Source organism: Anaerobiospirillum succiniciproducens DSM 6400 (assembly GCF_000482845.1).
GTDB classification, from domain to species: Bacteria; Pseudomonadota; Gammaproteobacteria; order Enterobacterales; family Succinivibrionaceae; genus Anaerobiospirillum; species Anaerobiospirillum succiniciproducens.
The window spans coordinates 39983-56819 of sequence record NZ_AXWV01000016.1 but is presented as its reverse complement, the minus strand read 5'-3'; the positions used below and the strand labels follow the sequence as shown (position 1 = coordinate 56819).

The 16837-nt window shown below is 44.5% G+C and carries 10 protein-coding genes and 1 tRNA gene; 6 read left to right on the top strand and 5 right to left on the bottom strand.

Annotated elements, in window-relative coordinates; all coding sequences use genetic code 11:
* Positions 1-36 precede the first annotated feature (36 nt).
* The gene (bioD, locus tag H524_RS0102160) at positions 37-777 is read left to right on the top strand and encodes an ATP-dependent dethiobiotin synthetase BioD (RefSeq protein WP_027939047.1); all 741 of its coding nucleotides are present in this window, start codon (positions 37-39) and stop codon (positions 775-777) included.
* Positions 778-1014: 237 nt separating this feature from the next.
* Here the strand turns inward: bioD (H524_RS0102160) and bioA are convergent, their stop codons facing one another.
* Positions 1015-2448 carry an adenosylmethionine--8-amino-7-oxononanoate transaminase gene (bioA, locus tag H524_RS13775; RefSeq protein ID WP_044121278.1) on the bottom strand — a complete coding sequence of 478 codons (1434 nt, stop codon included), beginning with the start codon at positions 2446-2448 and terminating at the stop codon, positions 1015-1017.
* A 453-nt stretch (positions 2449-2901) separates the two neighbouring features.
* The gene (gene bioB / locus H524_RS13770; RefSeq protein ID WP_211232146.1) at positions 2902-4290 is read right to left on the bottom strand and encodes a biotin synthase BioB; all 1389 of its coding nucleotides are present in this window, start codon (positions 4288-4290) and stop codon (positions 2902-2904) included.
* An 845-nt stretch (positions 4291-5135) separates the two neighbouring features.
* Here bioB and H524_RS16240 point away from each other — a divergent pair.
* The 3 genes from H524_RS16240 to H524_RS0102135 all read left to right on the top strand — a co-directional run bounded on the left by H524_RS16240 (position 5136) and on the right by H524_RS0102135 (position 9431).
* Entirely contained in the window at positions 5136-6827 is a 1692-nt protein-coding gene (locus H524_RS16240) for an aminotransferase class I/II-fold pyridoxal phosphate-dependent enzyme (protein ID WP_052338849.1), read from the top strand.
* Between the two features lie 138 nt (positions 6828-6965).
* Entirely contained in the window at positions 6966-7868 is a 903-nt protein-coding gene (locus tag H524_RS0102140; RefSeq protein WP_027939046.1) for a hypothetical protein, read from the top strand.
* 444 nt (positions 7869-8312) lie between these two features.
* Positions 8313-9431 (top strand): methyltransferase domain-containing protein, encoded by a 1119-nt coding sequence (locus H524_RS0102135; RefSeq protein WP_027939045.1) that lies wholly within the window; start codon positions 8313-8315, stop codon positions 9429-9431.
* Positions 9432-9578: 147 nt separating this feature from the next.
* Here H524_RS0102135 and ilvN read toward each other — a convergent pair whose 3' ends face one another.
* The 3 genes from ilvN to ilvC all read right to left on the bottom strand — a co-directional run bounded on the left by ilvN (position 9579) and on the right by ilvC (position 14533).
* Entirely contained in the window at positions 9579-10088 is a 510-nt protein-coding gene (gene ilvN, locus H524_RS0102130; RefSeq protein ID WP_027939044.1) for an acetolactate synthase small subunit, read from the bottom strand.
* Between the two features lie 345 nt (positions 10089-10433).
* Positions 10434-12170 carry a biosynthetic-type acetolactate synthase large subunit gene (gene ilvB / locus H524_RS0102125; protein ID WP_027939043.1) on the bottom strand — a complete coding sequence of 579 codons (1737 nt, stop codon included), beginning with the start codon at positions 12168-12170 and terminating at the stop codon, positions 10434-10436.
* Between the two features lie 884 nt (positions 12171-13054).
* Positions 13055-14533 carry a ketol-acid reductoisomerase gene (ilvC, locus tag H524_RS0102120; protein WP_027939042.1) on the bottom strand — a complete coding sequence of 493 codons (1479 nt, stop codon included), beginning with the start codon at positions 14531-14533 and terminating at the stop codon, positions 13055-13057.
* An 849-nt stretch (positions 14534-15382) separates the two neighbouring features.
* Here ilvC and bioD (H524_RS0102110) point away from each other — a divergent pair.
* Positions 15383-16249, top strand: coding sequence for an ATP-dependent dethiobiotin synthetase BioD (bioD, locus tag H524_RS0102110; RefSeq protein ID WP_027939041.1), 867 nt, complete (start codon positions 15383-15385; stop codon positions 16247-16249).
* A 357-nt stretch (positions 16250-16606) separates the two neighbouring features.
* A tRNA-Pro gene (locus H524_RS0102105) sits at positions 16607-16683 on the top strand.
* Positions 16684-16837: the final 154 nt, after the last annotated feature.

The following is a 16837-nucleotide window of genomic DNA, read 5'->3' as shown; positions in this document are numbered from 1 at the left end:
CTGTTTTAGATACGTACATAGTTTTAGGAGATTAATATGCCTGGTGTGGCCTTACTCGGATGCGAGCCAAAAGCTGGAAAAACTTACATCTCAGCCTTGTTACTTAAAGCGCTCAAACAATCAGGCTTAAATCCAGGCTATTTTAAGTGTGCATCTACTGGCGTGAAGTCCATTGAGCAAAGTGAAGCCGCCCAAATCCGCTCCTTAGTCCCAACAGGTCAGGAGCTTACTGAGATGATCCCATACATCTATCGTCATTCTGGTCCAGTGCATTTATTAGGTCGTAAGACCGGTAATTACATCGACGCTCAGGTCATCCAAGAGCGCTTTGGCTGGAATACTGCTACTCACTCTTGCATGGTATTAGAGGGCATTGGTGACATTATCTCTCCGCTCATCATGGAAGATAATGAGGTGCTCTTACAAGAAGACATTATCTCCAGACTGCGTCTTAATGTGGTGCCAATTGTTCGTATGAGTGCTAAGTCCATGAACTTATCTACTCTTGCTGTGCTCTACTTACGTCGTATGGGCCTTAACGTTCCAGGCATCATTATCAATGACTACGATCAGGCTAACTATGCTCATCGTGATTCATTAAAGCTTATTGAGCGCTTTAGCCAAACCCCAGTTATTGCTACTGTAGCTAAGAATCAGACTTCAATTCAGTTAAGCCTGCCATTTGATGAGCTCTTTGCGCGTCAAGACAATTTAGACTTCTACAGCGCCGCAGACGATATGGACGTAAGCGACGATTACGACGATATCACCTTTTAAAAATATGGACGGCTGCTAAGCAGTATTACTTATGTGTAGGCTTATCGCATTGTCTTAGTCACATGCTTAACTCTTTATGCAGATGCTGCTGAGTACGCCTGATTGATCAGATAAGTGTCTCATTTAGTTGCATAACAGTAGATGCTTTTTTTTGCCGCAAAGCTTGATGCCTGATGGCCTAGCCATTGGTTTGGCTAGACCATTGAGAGCTTGCGATACGTTCTTTTGGTCTTTTGTTTAGACAGGGTTGTCTTCTATAGAGACGCTTTGAGGAACGGCAGGGATGGAACCGTCATCGATCTTGCGTGTAATGGTGCACATAGCTGCGATGATCTTGTCCATTTCTTCTTTTGTGGTGGTAAATGGAGGCATGCAGTATAAGAGATTGCCCATTGGACGGAGCCATACACCGAGTTTTAAGCACTCTTGCTGTACAGCCTTAACATTGACGCGCTCATGCATCTGCACCACGCCAATTGCGCCAAAGACGCGGATCTCATCAACACATGAGGCTGAGGAAAGCTCCTTTAGACCATCCTTAAGCTGCTCTTCAATACGTTTGACGCTATTAGACCAATCTCTAGAGAGCAGGGCATCAATCGATGCACAAGCAACAGAGCAAGCAAGTGGATTAGCCATGAAGGTTGGGCCATGCATAAAGACGTATGGATCAGATTTGCTTACTGCATCTGAGATCTTAGAGGCGCACAGCACTGCAGATAAGGTCATATAGCCTGCAGTCAGACCCTTGCCAAGCATGGTAATGTCAGCAGTTACCTGAGCATATTCTTGAGCAAAGAGCTTTCCAGTACGACCAAAGCCAGTTGCAATCTCATCTAAGATAAGAACGATATCAAACTCATCGCATAAAGCACGCATGCCTTTTAAGTACTCAGGAGAGTAGAAGAACATGCCCCCTGCGCCTTGTACGATTGGCTCTAAGATCAAGGCTGCGATCTCGCTTGAGTGCTCTGTAAACATCTTACGCAGATTCTCAAGATCCTTTTGCACTAATTCTAGCTCTTCAATCTTAGTTAAAGAGACGTGCTGTGGGCGGCTTTGTGAATAGACAATGCTTCCGCTAAAAGGAGCTTGAGGATTAGGAGCAAATAGACGCTGTTGCATGGCTGAGCCAAAGACATTGTGCATGCCGGCTGGATCACAGACAGACATCGCATTCCAAGTATCACCGTGGTAGCCAGAGCGTACGGTAATAAAGTTATTGCGGGTAGCATAGTTAAATGGCGCGTCGTCTTTGTCTTGATAAGCAACAGCTTTAGCATGCTGATACTGCAGCGCCATCTTCATAGCAACTTCTGTGGCTACAGAACCAGAGTCTGCGTAGAAGATGTGCTCATTACCTGGCAGCAGTTTTAATAAACGCTTGCCAAGCTCAATGGCTGGCTCATGAGTAAGACCAGCAAACATGACATGAGATAAGCGATCTACCTGCTGCTTTAAAGCTGCTGTGATCTCAGGAATTTGATAGCCAAGATTACAGCACCACCATGAGGACATGGCATCGATAAGCTTGGTACCATCTATAAGCTCTAAAGTACGGTCGCGGGCGCTGACAACTTTTAACGCAGGCAGTGGGTCTAAAGCTGAAGTGTATGGATGCCACAAGTGCTTCTTGTCAAAGCTATCAGTTAGGTAACTTAACTCGCTCATAGATTATTAGCGCTATAACGTCTGATGACGTATTAGGCGCTATCTCCTTTCTTAGTCTAGTTTGGGTTACAAAAAATTAATTCTTGATGCTCGCAAGTCTATAAAGCCTGTATCACAGCTACATAGAGCACTAAGCATACACCTTCTTGCCTCATCAAGGCTGCACAACGTCGTATTTGTATGGGACGACTGTTAATGGCCTAAGATTATAGTGCTTATCTTGTTTGAGTACGCAAGCATAGCCCATTGCCTGGGTGTATAGCTGTTTGGTGCATAGGCTATTGCTAGGGTGTATAGCTGTTTGGGCATGGCTCATGGCTTGGGCTGCTGCTGCGTTAGATGGCTGTTTATAGCTAGCTTGTATAAGTAGCTAGCTTGTATAAGCCTCAATAGCAAACATGCCCATAACTTTCGCTATGGGCATGTTGCTAAGAGATACTTGTGATTTGCTTATTAGGCTTGCAGAGTTGGAGCATCGGCCTTAGCTGATACCTGTGCAGGGATGTCAGGCAGATCATAGTGATGCTTGGCAAAGCGAGCACGATCCTCGTCTACTACTGAGCCTAAGGTAGTTAAGAGATCGCCAACAATGGCAGCGTTGATACCGCAGTAGATAGCCTTGTTAACAGTCTCATCGCTAAGTAAAGCTCGACCACCAGCAAAGCGCAGGTGAGCATCAGTGTTTACGAGGCGGAAGATACAGATAGCGCGTAAGACTTCTTCATCACTAAGACGGCGCTGATTCTCAAGTGGAGTGCCTGCAATTGGGTGGAGTACGTTTACAGGAATAGACTTAATGCCTAAGCGACGCACTGCAAGAGCAAGCTCTACACGCTCTTTGTCGTTTTCACCCATGCCAATAATACCGCCTGAGCAAAGCTCCATGCCAATATCACGTGCATCGAGCAGAGTCTTTATCTTGTCTTCAACGGTATGACGGGTAACTACGTTCTTAAAGTAATCAGGTGCAGTCTCTAAATTGCAGTGATAGCGCTCGATACCGTGCTCTTTGAGCGCGGTAAGTTGCTCTTTATCTACTAAGCCTAAAGAGGCACACAGCTTAATTGGCAGGTTTTCTTTGATGTAATCGATGATCTCGATAAGCTTTTCAAACTCGACCTTAGATGGCTTACGACCGCCTGCAACTAAGGAGAACATCTCGACGCCCTTGTTGTAGCACAGACGTGCCTCTTCAAGGCACTGTTCCTTGCTCTTTACATCGTAGATATCCACGCCAGTAGCAAAGTGAGCAGACTGAGCACACCACTTACAATCTTGGGTGCACTTGCCTGACTTTACATTGGTGATAGAGCACAGGCTGACATGGGCTGATGCAACTTGTGAAGTAATCTTGTGGCTAAGCTCAATTAAGGTCTCAAGGCCCATACGCTCCATGCAGTAGAGCGCCTCAGCACCATTGATATTGCCACCAGCTACCAATCGCTGTTCGATCTCAGCGGCTACAGCCTCATCGGACATGCCCTCAAAGTGGCACTCACCATCAATAAGACCGCTCATATCGCCAGTTATCTTGCCTTCACAGCCGCAAGTAGAAGCATCGACTGCATCGTTGCAGCCGCAAGTAGAAGCATCGACTGCATCGTTGCAGCCGCAAGTAGAAGCGTCGAGAGCCTCATGGCAGCCACAAGTAGAGCTACTTTCGGTCTTGGTGGAGGTAGATGAGGACTTTGCAGATGCAGAAGAGCAGCATTGACTAGAAGCTCCTGCGGTACTTCGAGCATGGTCTTGAGACATGTCAGAGCAAGAGCAGTGAGTGTGGTTCTCTACAGTATCAGCACAGCAGGTAGCTGCCTGAGTCTTGTTAGCAGAAGAATCTAGCATCAATATAGTTCCTTTTTTTCTAAAAAGGCCCTCATCTTAGCATAGCCATCACTAACAGAAGCACTTTGTGCAAAAGCACTAAAAAAGCTTATCATCTAAGCGCTTTTAAGCTAGTCTAACTTAGGTCTAAGACAGATATTGTATGCTACGTACTTTTTGATTAGATGGCCTATATATGCCAATTTAATATATCAATAGGCAATGTAGACGCTCGGTAAGATAATCAATTGCTCAAATGCCAAATTTACATACTTAACTTGTCTTTAAGGAGTGTGCTAGCTATTGCTTTCTGATTGCTGTTTTTTAGGTCGCATGAGCTTATTACTCGCAAATTGTTTGCATACTTACGCTTTGGGTATTGATGAACATTTGCAAGAAGCAAGGCATAAGATAATTGCGGGCAGGCTAAACAGACCCTATAATTAAGGCTCGTTACAAAAATGTTCAAAACACTAGCGTTATCAAGCAATATGCAGTGCAATTTTGCGTTGTATACACATTGAACAGAGTTTTAGCTTAAGCCTTAGCTTTGGATAGTTTTACTAAGCATAAGCTACGATATGTTGCTAAAGATTTTGAGCCGAATAGTGCTTAAATAAGCGTTTTGCTTACGCATTTTGCAAAAGTAGAGTAAACAGGCAGCAAGAGTGCGACAATGTGAACTTGTCACTGTGCGCTCAGTGAATGTTGCTTAAAGAAACTTATCGGCCCGATAATAAAGCAAGAGGCAATAGATCAAGACTTGTTAACTATGCTTAGGAGTGCATTTTTCTAGCGTAGTTTAGGCAATATAAGTTTAGTGCGCATGCTTCTTTTGAGGCTAAGCACATAGGACATAGAATAAAGTGGGTAAGCTTTTTTATCAGAGATTACGAAGTGAGCTTAAGGCTCGTCAGCTTGCAGGCAATTTACGCGAGCTGCCACTCGTATCTTTCCAAGGCGACAATATCATGCTTGATAACATGCCGTATATCGACTTATCAAGCAATGATTACCTGTGTATTGCTCGCGATCCGAAGTTCTTTACCACTTTTATTGAAACCATGCTCGATAGTAAGAGCTCAGGTTCTCAATTTGCAGGTGAGTTCCTCATCAGCGCTATTAGTGCAGGCTCCACTGGCTCCCGTCTTTTAACTGGTAATCACACTGCCTACTACTTTGCTGAAGATCTGATTGCATCATTGTTTAATGGCTCCATGTTCTCATCCATTAATGGAGAGGATGAGTCATCTTTATATGGTGTTTCAGCAAGCGCTAATACTCCTAAATACGATGAAGCAGCCAAGGACGAAGTAGAAGCTTTTAAGCAAGGCTCTTGCTGCTGTGCTGATAGCGATTCAGGCAATTGCTCACAAGCAAGCTCAGCTTATGCTTTTAGCACTGACGGTGTCGGTGATGATCTTAAATTAGCCTCATCTGATCCAATTACCGGCGCTGTAACTCAAGAGCTAGATACTAACGAACATCACGAAAGCGCAGCTCAAGAGCAGGATAACGCCAATAGCTCTTCACTCATTGATGACGATAGTGATGCGATTAAGGCTAGAGCCTCTAAGCGTGTGCCAAAGGGTGGCTCTGAGATCAACGATTATGATGCTTTAGCAAGTGAAGAAGATCGTACAGGCTATAAAGCACCTGACGTGAAGGCTCGCGCATGTCTGTACTTAAACTCAGGCTTTGATGCTAATAGTGGCGTTTTATCGGCGCTGTTTGGCAAGCATGACTTACTTTTAGTAGATAAGCTTAGCCACGCTTCTATCATTGATGGCATGCTTCATAGTGAGGCCAAGGCCTTACGTTATGCGCACAATGATATGCAGCATTTAGAACAGCTTTTACAAAAGCATGCTCACGAATATGAAAGTGTAGTCATTGTGACTGAGTCTGTCTTTAGCATGGACGGCGATCAGGCTAAGCTCAAAGAAATCGTGGCGCTCAAAGAACGCTATGATAATGTCTTACTCTATGTCGATGAGGCACATAGCTTTGGCTTGTTTGGTGATGATGGTTTAGGCCTGTGTAAGGAGCTTAATCTTTTAGACAAGGTTGATTTCCTGATGGGCACCTTAGGCAAGGCCATTGGCTCGCATGGAGCGTTTTTAATCTGCTCTAAAGAGGTTAAAGACTATCTTGTTAACTTCATGCGCCCATTAATTTACAGCACGGCTCTGCCCCCAGTTAATATCACCTTCTCGATGTACGTAGTAGGCCTGCTTAGAGCTAATGCCATGCATTACAAGCGCGATTATTTACGTAAGATTAGCAGCTATCTGCACTCTAATTTGCAAGAGTTAGGTATTAGTCCATCTCAAAGCCAGATTCAGCCGCTCATTACTGGTGACTCGCAAAAGGCGTTAAAGGCATATGCTATTTTTAAGGATGCTGGACTTCTTGCTATGCCGATTCGTCATCCAACCGTACCAGAAAATAAGGCCCGTTTGAGACTTAGCTTAAACTGCAACTTAAGAATCGATGATATTGAGCTGATTAGTGCTTTAGTTAAGCGCAATATGTCACTATTTGTGCAGAATGCCTAATTTTCAGGATAATTGACTGGCAATTACCTAAACAATTTAGCAATAATCTCGATATATATAATAAAGTTGGACTTAAGTTGCCCGTGCAGCTTAAGCGTATTTAGCTCAAAAATTAATCAAATTGTGAGTGAAATTTGTATGAAATTAGTAAAGCTCAATCATCAAGACCTAGTAACTCACAAACTCATGCGTCTCTTTGTCTCAGGCTTTGGCCAAGATGCTGCTGTACTGCAGCAGATTTTGCGCTCTGATGATCTTGAAAAAGAGACCTGCCCAGATGTCTACTTGACAGCAGAGTATGCTGATAACATCTCTAAGGACATTGATGCTTTAGGACCGCGATGTTCTATATTTGAACAGGACTTACTCGATACTAGCGAGCTTGAAGCAGTAGTTGCTAAATACGAAAAAGTGGAAATTATTGGTTGGAGCTTTGGTGTACGTATGGCCCGTGCTCTTGCTGATAAGGTGCCACATTTAAGCGAAAAGATTAGCTTTGCCGTAGCCCTTAACGGCACCATCTTTAGCGTAGATAACAATTACGGCATCACTGAAAAGAACTTTAATCCAACTTATCGTCGCTTCTCCTCTCCTGTGTACGATGCTTTTATTGAGAACACCTTAATTAGCACCGAAGATGAGCTAGTGCAGGCAAATGTGAACTTTGCAGAGGATACAAGTACTTACAGTGAGTTTGATGATCTTAAGCACTCACTTGCTTGTCGCGATATGGCTATCTTAAAAAGCGAGCTGCGCTTTATGCCATACATCAAGCTCTCTGAGGCATGGGATAGTACCTTGTTATCTTTAGAAAAAAGCGCTGCTACTCCTCCGCTTGTCTATAACGCTGCCATTATCTCTACAGAAGATAGCATCATCATGCCGCGCAATCAGCAAGCCTATTGGACCATGTACCAAGGCAACGGCCTTGATATTTACAAGGTTAAAGCCCCGCACTTTTGCGCCATGCTTATGAGTGCTCTGCTAAAGCCAAGCACCCTCAACGCTGCTGTCTTAAAGGACATATTGCTACCACAATAACTATAGCAACAAGCTTTCCATCTGTAGCTTGCAAGCACTAATAGCTACAGCGTTGCCCCACACGCAACCTCGCACATTTATAGACTCGTAGGCAGCCCAAAACGCCGCCAAGCCAGCGCATCAAAGGCAGCTCAAAAGGCACTAAGCCATTGCACAAAGGCTGCCCAAAAGGCCGCCAAGCGAGCGCATCAAGGCTGCCCAAAAAAGTACGCTAAGTGAGCGCATCAAAAGCAGCTTATGAGTCAGGCAAAGCGGCGATAGTTAGTCTTTATTATGATATGCCGCTTGTATGTTGTAGCTAATGTTGTGCTTTGTTTATAGCAAGTAGCTTGTCATAGTTAGACGGTATTCGTGCCCTCAAAATTGCGAACTTATTAAGATTTTGGTGTAATACCTAACCGCAAACTTTGTTGTCCTTGTGTTTTGGTCGGGATTAGACTCATTATGGTCGATTTTCAGCGTGTACATGATTGCTTTTCAAAAGCAGCATCGTCTTATTACGATGATGCTGTCATGCAAAGTAAGATGGCCTCACGCCTCATCGATCTCATTTGCAGCAATTTGCCAAGCACAAATACCTCATGCTACGCACAAGCACAGGGCCAAAGCCAAGATATCCAAGGCTACAAAGTGCTTGAGATTGGTTGTGGCCCTGGTAACTTCACCACACAGCTTTTAAACAAGCTGCCCATCAAAGACTTATGCTTAAATGATCTGAGCTTGCAGATGCTTGAGCAAAATATGCTCAATCTTTATGAGCAAGGCTACATCACACGAGATCAGCAGATCTTGTCCATGCAAGGCCACACAAGTAAGTGGCAGCCACAGTCAATAGACCAAGAAACAACAAAGCAGCCTCAAGCCACTAATAAACTGCAGAGCTTTACTGCCATCTGTGGCGATGCCAGCTTGCTGAGCAAGCTCAAGACGAAAACGCAAGAACACGAACTGGCACAGGCACATGGGCATGTGCAAGCTAAAGCCAAGGCACATGATCCTATGCAAGCTAAAGCTAAGGCGCAAGATAATGTGCAAGCAGGGGTCGAAGTTGCTGCAGGAGCAGCAGCAGGTGTATTTAGCTCCTCTTTTGATCTTATTGTCAGCAATGCATCGTTTCAGTGGTTTGAAGATTTAGCTGCAGCCTTACTTGGCTTTCAAGAGCTAGCAAGCCACAAGACAAAAGCTGCCCAAGAAGATGCTGCCACCTTAAGACAAGGGTATAGTGTGCTTGCATTTTCATCGTTTTATGCAGGGCACTTTGCTGAGGTTAAAGAGCTTACTGATGTGGGCTTAAACTATCTTACTAAAGAGAAGGTGATTGAGGCGCTTGAGCGCTGTCAGCTTGATTATCAGGTCTTTTTTGACGAAGAGCTGCAGTACTTTAACTCTAGTGTTGAGCTCTTTAGACACTTACATGTTACTGGCGTCAACGGCATTGCTGCTACACCATTAAGCGCAGGCTCGCTAAGACGCATTATGCGTGAGTACGAAGAGCGCTTTACTGAGAAGATGGGCGTGCGCCTCACGTGGCATCCTTACTACGTGATTGCCAAGCTCCATTAGCACGCAACTGGCATCGACAGCTGATGACTCTGTCAAATGCAAAAGGCCCTCATTTTGAGGGCCTTTTTTGATAGAGACTAGACAGAGGGCTAACTAATGAGGCTGTTCAGTTAGCCATGAGTAGTGTGAGAGAAAATGGTTTTGTAGCTATTTGTGGCCAAGAGCTTTTGAGCCACGTGAAATGGCAACCACGCCAGAGCGTACGGTCTCGAGGATTTCGGCTGACTCTTGCATTGCTTTCATCAGACGATTGATCTTATTACGGCCAGCAGAGAGACATACGGTATAAACCTCAGGGGTCAGATCTACGATCTTGGCATCGAAGATGTCTGCAATGCGCTTAACGTTTTCACGCGCAGCGTTATTGTTGGCCTTGACCTTTAAGAAGATGAGTTCAAGCTCAATGGTATTTTCGGACTTACCATCTTCTAAAGTAGATACGGTGTGTACGTTAATGAGCTTGTGAATCTGCTTTTTAATCTGCTCTAAGTCTACGTCATCACCAATAGTAGAGATGGTGATACGAGACATATGAGGATTCTCAGTTGGAGCAGCTGTGATAGTCTCGATGTTATAACCGCGCTGTGAAAACATACCGACCACACGAGATAACGCACCAGTCTCATTTTCCAGCAGGATAGAAATTAAATGACGCATAAAACTGTCCTTGTAGTCCGTTTTGATTGCTAGAGCCTACACTTCCACTAGAGTTTGATTACTCATTTGAGCATCTTATCTACTACTTTGTAGCCTATGGAATAAAGCGGCCTTACAAAATAGCTGCATAAGTAGCTTTAGTTGTGCTGCTTTATTTGCTCATGAGCATGTGAGTTTAAATGTGACTAATGTAGGTTTGCATAATTGCTTAGCTGCACAGTTCTTTATTGGCATATAACGTCTTATACGTCTTTGCCTTCAACTTGAACAGTGCTTTGCAAAGCAGCATAAACAGCTTGTGCGTGCTGCGCTGCAATTAGCCTTTCAATCAAAACTTATAGCTGTTTAGGCCTGGTTAGCTTCATCTGATGGCAGGAGCATTTCATCCATTGCACCAGCTGTCTTTTGCATTGGTAAAACTTGTGAGCAGGTGTTGCACATTACGTCTACAACTACGAGCTTGTCCTTCATGGCTAAAGCCTTGTTCACAGTTTCCTCAAGCTCTTCAGGTTTGCCTACCACAAAACCGCTATGGCCATAAGCCTCAGCAACCTTAACAAAGTCAGGGTTGTGATTGAGGTTGGTAGAGGTGATGCGGCCTTGGTAGAACAGAGTCTGCCATTGACGCACCATGCCTAAGGTGTGGTTGTCGAGAATAAAGACCTTAACTGGAACATTGTACTCAAGACAGGTTGAGAGCTCTTGAATGTTCATCTGGAAAGAGCCATCACCGGTGATGAGCGCCACTTCAGTATCTTGATTACCAAACCAAGCACCAATAGCTGCAGGGAAGCCAAAGCCCATGGTACCTAAACCACCTGAAGTGATGAAAGTACGTGGCTTTTCAAACTTGTAGTATAAGGCGGTGAACATCTGATGCTGACCCACGTCAGTAGAGATGATCACGTTTTTACCTTTGCATGCCTTGTAAATGGTCTCAACAACCTCAGCAGGGTGGCAGATGCCATCTTCTTTGTGGTATTTGAGTCCATCAACTTCCTTTATCTTGTTGATATACTCCCACCACGTCTGCAGTTGAGCCTCTTCTTGCTTTACGCCCATCTCATCGGACATATCTAAGATTTGGCCTAAGATGGTAGCAGCATCACCCACGATTGGCAGATCGGCTTCAATGATCTTGGAGATCGCTGAAGGATCGATGTCGATGTGAATGATCTTAGCGTTTGGACAGAACTTCTTGGTGTTGTTGGTGATACGGTCATCAAAACGCGCACCCACGCAGAAGATCAAATCACTCTTGGCAATAGCTGAGTTAGCCTGATAAGTACCATGCATACCGAGCATGCCTAAGAAGTTTTCTGAGGAGGCAGGTACGGCACCAAGGCCTAATAAAGTGCTGACTACAGGTAAGTTAAAGCGCTTAACAAACTTATTTAAGTTCTCGCAAGCATTACCCACAATCGCACCGCCACCGGCGAGCACGATTGGACGATTGGCTCGCATCAATTGCTTGATAGCACGGCGAATCTGACCCTTGTGACCTTGTGAGGTAGGGTTGTAAGTAACTAACTTTAAATCTTCCTCATGGATTGGCTGGAAGTCAGTGCCAGCAGAGGCAAAGCCGACGCAATCTTTTGGAATGTCTACGACCACAGGACCTGGCTTGCCGGTTGATGCAATGTAGAAAGCCTGACGAATATACTTTGGAATATCGTGCGGAGTCTTACACAAGAAGGAGTGCTTAACCACAGGACGAGTAATACCCATGGTATCAACTTCTTGGAATGCATCAGTACCGATAAGTGAGGTTGCAACCTGACCAGTCAGTACCACCATTGGCACTGAGTCAGCATAGGCAGTTGCAATCGCGGTAACTGCATTGGTAGCGCCTGGGCCTGAGGTTACTAAGGCACAACCCACCTTACCGGTGGTACGTGCATAACCATCAGCCATATGACAAGCACCTTGCTCATGGCGAGCTAATACGTGCTTGATTGACTCAGAGTGCTGCAGCGCGTCGTAGATATCAATTACAGCACCGCCAGGGTAGCCAAACAGATATTCAACACCCAAGTCTTCCAAGGTGCGCACTAATTGTTGTGCGCCCGACATCTTTGTCATTGCCGAACTCCACATTAGACCTGTATCTGACAGCTTCTAACAACACAAACCAAGCTATCACACAACAACAAACTAAACAGACCACATGTCCCATCATTCATATAAAGGCCATGTGATATCAACTATGCTCTACCTGCCAGGATCACCACATGAGTAGTGCGTAAAGCTATTAAATTGCGTGTAATTATGCAAATTAAGGCACCAAACCTCAGATCCATCAAAGGCTAAATAATATTAGCCCCCATTGCCACAAGCAAGTTAAACAGATCCAGGGCAATTAGATCGCAAGCCCATAGGCTTGTAAAAGTCTATGCCTCTAAGCTCGCCAGATATGATCAAAAGGTTTAGTAATGGTTTGCAGTCACGAGAAGTGTGCAGTTAAAACGTAAGTATAAGTCGTAGCTACTCAATAATTGTTAAAAGCGCGATCAAAAGGTTAAAGCACGGCTTATCTTTATATCAGCTTCATATGAGTAGTCGTCAGATAGAATCAAACAGAACAAGATAATCACTAAAGCTACGCCGCATACCATCAGTAAAGCTGCCCGTTAAAAAAGCGCACGAGACGCACAAGGAGCAAAGGCGCACAAGGCTAAATTCCAAAGCCAAATACAGCTGCCCAACGACCAAGGCGCACAAAGCCAAATGCCAACAGCAAATGCCAACAGCAACAGGCAGTCAGCCAAATGCCTACAGCAAATGTGAAGGCTAAAAGGCCTAGGCGAAGTGCAAAGGATCCGTTTTGGTGGCAGTTATGCAAGCTTATGGTTTTTGTCTATATTGCTTTGAATATGACAAAAAGACCCAGGTTTCCCTGGGCCTTGCTGGTTTGTGAGATTAACTTGTGTGGCCCATTGTAAGTATCTGGGCCTTTACAAGGCTCATTAGCCTTGGAAGCTAAGCTTCTTCATGTCTGACATGTAGGCACGTAAAGTGCGACCTACGACTTCAATTGGGTGATGGTAGATTGACTCGTTAGCCTCGATTAAGGCGGTGTTATCAACGCAGTTGTCGCCGGAGAGGCCCTCACCAATCACATCTAAACCGAAGCTGTTGACGTAGTCTCTTAAAAGTGGGATTGCTGCATTAGCAAAGAGGTAGTTACCGTACTCAGCAGTATCGGAGATAACTACATTCATTTCGTAAAGACGACGACGAGCAATCAGGTTAGCAATTAATGGAAGCTCGTGGAGTGACTCGTAGTATGCAGACTCTGGATAGATGCCGCTCTTAGTCATGGTCTCGAAGGCAAGCTCGATACCTGCCTTAGCAAAGGCAACTAATAAGATGCCCTTATCAAAGTATTCTTGCTCGCTAATATCAATGAAGCAATCAGGGGCAGTCTCAAAGCCAGACATTGCAAAGTCTTCACGCCAGGAGTGCAGATCAAAATCGTCCATGGCCCAGTCTTCGATCATGCCTGCAGAGAAAGCACCAGAGATAATGTTATCCATGGTCTTTAAGTACAGAGGGGTTAATTGCTGCTTTAAGCTATCAGCAATTTCACAGGCCTTGAGCTTAGCTGGATTGGAAAGACGGTTCATCATATTGGTGATACCGCCGTGCTTTAAAGCCTCGGAGATAACTTCCCAACCATACTGAATTAACTTGCAAGCATAGGCACTATCAACACCCTTATCTACCATGTGGTCATAGCATAAGATGGAGGCAGCCTGCAGCACGCCACATAAAATGGTCTGCTCACCCATTAAGTCGGACTTAACTTCAGCTACGAATGAAGAGCGTAAGACTCCAGCACGGTGGCCGCCAGTACCAGCAGCCCATGCCTTGGCGATTTCCATACCATTGCCATCAGGGTCGTTATCAGCGTGAACAGCAATTAAAGTAGGGATACCAAAACCACGCTCGTATTCTTTACGCAGCTCAGTACCAGGGCCCTTTGGAGCCATCATCACAACGGTGATGTCATCACGGATCTTCTCGCCAACTTCAACGATGTTAAAGCCGTGGGAATAGCCTAAAGCTGCGCCTTTCTTCATGAGTGGCATAACAGCGCTAACTACGTCTGAGTGCTGCTTATCTGGAGTAAGGTTAATGACAAGGTCCGCAGTTGGAATGAGTTCTTCGTAGGTACCGACTTTAAAGCCGTTTTCACTTGCACGAACAAAAGAAGCACGCTTTTGCTCGATGGCCTGAGCACGCAAGGCGTAGGACACGTCTAGGCCAGAGTCACGGAGGTTGAGGCCTTGGTTAAGACCTTGTGCGCCGCAGCCCACAATCACGACTTTCTTACCCTTTAAGAAGTCGCAACCATTTGCAAACTCGGAGCGTTCCATAAACTCACAGCAGCCTAACTGTGCTAACTGCTCACGTAAATTCAAAGAATTAAAGTAATTCGCCATTTTTTGTACCTTGATGAGAACTCGGCCCCACCTTGCCGATAATAGAAAACCTGTAAATGACTAACCTTCCGATAATCTCTTAGCAAAGCTAATGGTCTTAGCTTGATTGTGGCTACTGTCGGTAAACGTGTAGCTTTAATTGAAAAGTGCGCAGAGTAGTTTCAGGGCAAAAAAGGTAACCCTGACTCGGATGTATCGGCTAATGAAGTGCGGTAGGCTCATTTAAAGTGCCCTGCAATAGGTAAGTTACTTAGCACTGCCAATACGCGGAAAGTTAAAACAAGAGCATCTAAACAGCTAAACACCAACTTTTGAATAACAGCACGTAGCTTTAAAAGGTAGTATCAACAAGTAAGTTAAAGCTGCGCATTATCAGTTCTATCTCAAGAAGCTTTATTTAAGCTTAAGAGCATAGCTAAAGCTAATTTGACCAGCACTATCTTATGTGGTCGACACATGGTTTTAAGCAAAGCCATGGTTAAAAGCTTAGCGATCTCATTCATGAGCAGATTGACTATGCAATGTATGTCTTGATTTGTTTTCATCTTAATCAAATAACTAAGCTAACAAGGTCAATGCACAATAAGGATCATCACTTAGAGCTAGTTGATCTAACTTAGTGCATAAAAATCATTGTCTTTGCACTAATAAGGATGCTAACCACAAAAATAACCACAGCAAACGCTGTAAAGCTTAGGTAAAGATTTCATTTTGCACTTTATTTGTTGCAATTGACTAGAGCGTGTAAGATATGCAGTCGCTAGATGCACAAAAACTTGGTCTTATTAAGCTGTAAAGCACGTAAGACAAAGGTTTAGCACAAGTTTTTAACGACTTTTGAGGGTAATTATGACTAAGTCAAACTTAAAGCCGATCTTTGTTACTGGTACTGGTACTGATGTGGGTAAAACCTACGTAACTGCCATGCTGTGTAAGTTTGCCTCTGACTACCTCAAAGGCCAAAAGGGTGAAGTTTGTCCATGGCAAGAGACGCCATCTTTTGTTCGCTTAGTTGGTTATTACAAGGCTGCAATTAGCGGTGCAAACTCTATTGCTCAGTCCGATGCAGGTTACGTCAATAGCTTTGCATCACTTGGCCAAAAAGATGAAGACCTAACTTCATATCTGTATGAAGAGGCCGTCTCGCCACACTTAGCTCAAAAGCACTCTGGCGGCGAGCCAATTAGCTTTGACAAGATTATGCAGAGCTTTTACAAAGTCTATGACACATCCAAGCTTACTGTGCTTGAAGGTAGTGGTGGTGTTTACTGTCCATTACGCTGGGATGATGAGCTATATACTTATGCTGCAGCTTGCTGTGCCGACTCAGCCATGGCCCAAGAGAGCTCTGCAGCGCTAGACGCACTGAAATCTAGCAAGTACTTTAATAAGCTTAACTTACAGCGCTTTACCATCTTAGATTTAATGCGCATTGTAAAAGAGGAAGTAGGCGTTAAGGTCGTGATTGTGGCTGATGCTGCTTTAGGCGTTATCAACAATACCTTAACTACAGTTACTTCGCTTACTCAAGCTGGCTTTGATACCAAGGATATGTTCATCATCCTTAATAACTTCATTGCCTCCAACCCAATGTATGAAGACAACAAGAAGATGGTGGAGACCATGACCTCTGTTAAGGTCATCGCCACCGTAGCTAAGGGTGATAGCGAGCTCAAGTTTGACAGTTCTAGCTGCCAAGCCCTCTTTGAGCACTAAGAGCCCATAAGATAAAGAGAAGCAACCACACTTACTGCACCATCACACGCGCTGTGCCCACAACAACAAAAAAGAAAGACCATGTGGGTACCCCAAAAGCTTGGCAAACAATACCAGGCTTTTGTCGAGAATGCGCATGTAATATAGCTTTAATGCCTTTAGTGTATGGCTTTAACAACATGAGCTAAAGGCAAAAAAGCCACCACCACAACTAAGCAAATTTTCTTAAAAAAGCCTATATCTATCGGCTTTTATTGCAACATGAGCCAATGAGTGCGCTCAAGTTAAGCATATTTTGGAAAAAATCTTATTTAATTTGTTGACACTCATATGGCGCTTTCCTATAATGAGCGCCGTCGGTGATTAGCGCAGTCCGGTAGCGCAACTGCTTTGGGAGCAGTGGGTCGTAGGTTCGAATCCTACATCACCGACCAGTAGATGAAGCACCTTAAGGTGCTTTTTTCGTTTCTGGCCACTGCAAAATCTCGCAGCGCCAACCTCGCCCCCAATTAGGCCTATCCCAAAAAAGCCTATCATCGAGCAGCCCATCACGACCAACCTAAGCTGCATCCTTCTCTTGAGCTCCAT